This is a genomic window from Flavobacterium sp., assembly GCF_029242675.1.
Lineage (GTDB): Bacteria > Bacteroidota > Bacteroidia > Flavobacteriales > Flavobacteriaceae > Flavobacterium.
This window is the reverse complement of the sequence record NZ_JAQWTM010000414.1, coordinates 1-4578: the sequence shown is the minus strand read 5'-3', so window position 1 is coordinate 4578 and position 4578 is coordinate 1. Positions and strand designations below refer to the sequence as shown.

Below are 4578 nucleotides of genomic sequence, written 5' to 3'. Positions count from 1 at the left end.
TGCTTATTTTAAACAACATACGATGTAAAATTATAGACAGAGTTTTCTGCGTTGTTAATCGAAAAACACCATTCGTTGATACCTATAAATTTGCCAGTTAAAAGAACAAATTTATCTTGCATATTATCATAGAATACGCGACTCAATGCTGGAGAGCACGTTTTGTTTCCTATTGACGCTCATTCATAAATTAAAAAAGAGAAATCAGATTGCTGATTTCTCTTTTTTAGTAAAACTAGTTTCTATTTATTGACACTAGTAGTATCAACTACTTTTTTCTTTTTATTAAACAAGCCGTTTATAATAGTGGTTGCTTTGGCTTTCACCTCCTCTTTGGCTTTTTCCTGTACTTCTGCTTTGGTCGTAGGTAATACGGTTTTAGTAGTGTCACCTGGTTTTTTGTTTTTATTGATCAAATCTGTAAGCGCTGAAGTTCCTTTATTCACTAGGCGTTCTTTTTGCTGCTGCACCAATTGATTGGTCAAATTAGTAACAGCAGTTTTGATATCTGTACTTATTTTTGGACTAGAAAAACTACCTGTTAAAATAGCATTAATCGGAATATTTTCAAACTTAGCCGCATCCGCAGGTGTTAGTTTGGCAATTAACGCACTAGCTTCGGTTCCCAAATATTTACTAGGAACGTCAAATTTTACATTGTAATTCATAACTTGATCAAAACCATGTGTTCCGCCTATCGTGGCTTGAATGTCTTTGTATTTAATAGTGAACGGTTTTACATTTACTTTTCCGTCTTTAAAAGTTACAGCTGCTTTTATATCATTCAAATTTAATTTACTAACGTCAATAAATTTTAAATTGTTACCCAATGCGGTTAATAAAGTAGAGTTGTCAGCGTTGACAGTAGTAGAGAGCAATTGTCCTAACAAATCTCCTGTTAGCGTTTTCAAGTCCGGACTCATAGAATCGGTTAGATTTCCATTTAACTTAATGGTTGAGTTTAATTTTCCGTTAATTATTCCCGCAATAGGAGCTAGTTTTTTGAGTAAATCTAGTTGGGTAAACGATTCTGCAATATTAACCTGATTTAAGCCTAAATCCATCGCAAAAGTTGGAGTTTTACCTTTGGTAGAAACAGAACCATTTAATCCTATGGTACCACCAAAAATGCTTGTTTTAACTTTGTCCATGGTTAATTTTTCGTCTTTTACGATCAGTTTTCCGGACACATTTTTTAGTGTTAGGTTATCATACAATACCGTATTTGCTTTTGCGGTAAGCGTACAATCTAAGAAAGAAGGTATTTTCATAGCCTCGGCTGGCTTTGTTTCTGTTTTAGTGGTTGCAGTTTCTGTGGTCATAAAGTCACTCACCGCTAACTGATTTGAGGTCAGGTTAAAGTTTCCTTGTAAATTTTGATTCTTAAAAATAAAACCATAAAAATTTTCTAACACTCCTGTTACGCCAATTTCACTTTTTCCTGTTGTGGCATTGAATGCTTTTAAATTAACTCTACTAGGATCAAATTGAATTAAAGCTTCACTTATGTTCAAAGTTTTGCCGTTTTCATCCACGTACTTAAAATTAGAGAGGCTCATGGTACCTGCGTTATCGATTTTTTGATATTCGCTTTTTTCGACCGAGGCCATGTCAAATTTAGTAATAACATTCGCATTTAATATTCCTGACAACGGTTTGTCTAGTTTAATTGGATAGGCTTTGGAAAGGTTAGCCAAATTTATCGTCCCTTTCAGCACAGCGTCAACAAGAGCATTTTGGGTTATGTTTTTTATATTGGCTTTGGCGCTAAAAACATCTTGATCAATTTGAAACGAAAGTTTGTCTAGGTTCACATAGGTGTCATTAAGTATCCCAGTTTCGTTGATTATTTTAGTATCAATGACAATATTTTGAACTGATTTAGGTAAGTTAGGGTATTTAAAAGAAGCATTGTTGGATTTGATATCCACATTAAACTTGGGAACAGTAGTATCAGAGTATAATCCTTTAGCAAAGCCTGCCACTGTAAAATCACCAGTAGTTTTTACATTGTCTAAACTAGCTGCATAAGCTGCAGGAATGATACCTAAGAAATTTTTGAAGGACGAGGTAGGTGTTTTGAATTTTAAATCATACTCTTGACCCGTTTCTACTAATTGTATGAATCCATCAAATTCCAATGGCAATTGGTTTACTAAGGCTTTGTTTTCTTTAAAAGTATACTTGCTATTATTTAGATCAATGCCTAAAATCGCATCTAGTGTCAACGGTACTTTATTCATGTAATTCACCTTATCCATATCTAAGCTAATCTTAGCAGTGGACTTTGTCTTTAAATCTAATTTTGAAGCTGCAAAATCACCTGTTCCTTCATGGTTTAAACTGTCAATGACCATTTTTATTTTAGAGCCTTGATCAAAATAACGAAAGGTAAAATTTTCGACCTTGTAGTTCTGAATGTTCAGTGCCAGCGGTTTACTTTTGCTATCAGCAGTTGCTTTATTATCCTTTAATGCAATGTCATAATTGCCAACTCCATCTTTATTAAAAATAATGTTTATAAGTCCGTTAGTGGATGAGATTCCGTCAATAATAATGGGTTCATTGTCGCCTTTAAACAATTCTTTGATCGACATTTTTAAATCTACTGTTCCTAACGAAATTAAAGTGTCTCCAGCAAAAGGGGCTTTATTTATTATAGCTAGCTTTTGAATGTTGACGGTAGCGTTAGGGAAATTACGAAACAAACTCAAATCAGCCTCTGCAAAACTTACTTTAGCATCCACTTTATCGTTGATAACCTGGGTGATTTTTTCTTTTATTTTACCTTGAAAAAAGAATGGTATAGCAAATAAAGAAGCAACAAGTAGTAAGAGTACAATTCCGAGTATTTTTAAAAGTTTCTTTAGCATCTGAAGGGAGTATTTTTAATTTTTAAAATTTCCAACGGTCTTTCTGCAAGATCGATAGTACAAAAATACTATTTTAAAGAAGAGTTACTTTATAATATTGTTAAAATATGTTATGAGTTTTCTCACTATGAAACAGTTGGCAAGGCTACAAGTATTAAAAAATCCGTTTCTTGCAGTAGAAACGGATTTAAAAGGTAAATCATGGAAAGCTGATTTGTATTACTTGATATTTATTTGAAAAGGAAGCATCGCTTGTACTCCTTTTTTCATTTGTAGGTGTTTTACTTCTTGTAATAGTTCGTAATTTTCGGCGCCTATTTCATTTTTTATAAAGTTTTCTTTAGACTGAGCAAAAGGGAATCCTGCAAGTAGATCGTTAAAGTCTTTTTTATACTCAGGATAATTTTGGGTGGTGTATTTTTTAGTTTTTCCTAACATAGCGGCTTCTTTAATGGCTGCATCAAGACCACCAATTTTATCTACTAAACCAATTTTTATTGCCTCGGATCCAGACCAAACTCTTCCTTGACCAATAGCATCCACTTGTTCAAAAGTCATTTTTCGGCCTTGTGCAACATGCGTTACGAAAGTTTTGTAAATAGCTTCGACTCCCTCAAGTGTAACCTCCCTGAATTTGTCGTTCAAAGGAACAAATGGGCTGTATGGTGCTGCGTTTTCATGGGTGTTAACTTGTTCTACATTGATTCCTATTTTAGTGGTAAGCTGGCTAAAATTGGGTAAAATACCAAAAACACCAATGGAACCCGTTATCGTATTGTTTTCTGCAAAAATGGTGTTTGCATTACAGGCAATATAGTAACCGCCTGAGGCTGCGTAGTTACCCATTGATACAACGATAGGTTTAACTTTTTTAGTTAATTCAATTTCTCTCCAAATCAAATCAGAGGTAAGCGCACTTCCACCAGGACTGTTGATACGCAAAACAATCGCTTTTACATTTTTATTTTTTCTAGCATCTTGCAAAGAGCGACGCATGGAACCTTCACCGATGGTATTTACGTCACCTTCCCCACCTTGAATTTCACCTTGAGCGTAAATAATAGCAATTTGGTCTTTGGCATCACTTATTTTTGAGGTGGTCACGACTTTTTTGGTGTAATCAGCAATTGAAACCGTGTTGTAATCTTCGTCTTTGGCTATATCAAGTTTCTTTTTGATGTCATCATGGTAGCTGTCTTCGTATGCAATGATGTCTACTAATTTTTGTTCTTTGGCCATTTCAGGAGTACGCGCTAGTAAACCATTAGCAATTTCATTTAATTTTTCGATCGAGATATTTCTGCTTTTGGAAATATCGGCTGTGACTGAGTTCCAAACAGCATTCAGTAAGGCAGTAACTTGCTCCCTATTGGCAGCGCTCATTTCGTTTTCTAGAAAAGGTTCCACTGCACTTTTGTATTTTCCATGGCGAATAACTTCCATTTTCACTCCTGTTTTTTCTTGCAGCCCTTTGAAAAATAGGATTTCCGATGACAAACCTTTAAAGTCCATTTCCCCTACAGGATTGATGTATATTTTGTCAGCAACCGAATTTAAGTAATATTCTTTCTGAGAATACGCATTAGAATACGCCATGATGAACTTCCCTGATTTCTTAAAACCAAGTAAAGCATCTCGTAACGCTTTACTTTGCGCCATGCCTAGTTGTGAGTTGCCATTCAAGATCGAAATACCTTCAATATCA

Annotated in this window: 2 protein-coding genes; both read right to left on the bottom strand. The window is 34.7% G+C overall.

All coding sequences use genetic code 11. From position 1 onward, the window contains the following. Window positions 1–242 precede the first annotated feature (242 nt). Window positions 243–2873 carry an AsmA-like C-terminal region-containing protein gene (locus tag P8M54_RS15195; RefSeq protein WP_300288871.1) on the bottom strand — a complete coding sequence of 877 codons (2631 nt, stop codon included), beginning with the start codon at window positions 2871–2873 and terminating at the stop codon, window positions 243–245. 219 nt (window positions 2874–3092) lie between these two features. Further along, window positions 3093–4578 (bottom strand): signal peptide peptidase SppA (gene sppA / locus P8M54_RS15190; RefSeq protein WP_300288870.1); only part of this gene is annotated, 1486 nt, incomplete at its 5' end.